Annotated in this window: 1 pseudogene; it reads right to left on the reverse strand. The window is 39.6% G+C overall.

The window, feature by feature from the left end:
* A pseudogene (locus AAEZ00_RS21430) lies at window positions 1–265 on the reverse strand (DEAD/DEAH box helicase); the annotation flags it as partial.

Raw genomic sequence — 265 nt, forward strand, 5'->3', positions numbered from 1 at the left:
GGTATATTTAGCTTTGTTCTGAATATTTAGTATGATCTGCTCGCCCCATGCATTGGCATTTTCAAGATTGGACCCCGCACAGTGATGAATTTCATCAAAAATGACCAATATTCTATTAGTGTCGAATAATTTCCAAAATGATTCATCGAGGTGTAACAAGCTTTGGTAAGTGAGTGATTCGCCCTTTGCCCCCATCAGCCCATCAAATTTTCCTTTAATGCTTATCGCCATACTCTCAGCAAAGTCTTGAGCCACAATTGAAGAG

This window comes from Shewanella sp. S1-49-MNA-CIBAN-0167, from assembly GCF_040310145.1.
Lineage (GTDB): Bacteria > Pseudomonadota > Gammaproteobacteria > Enterobacterales > Shewanellaceae > Shewanella > Shewanella psychromarinicola.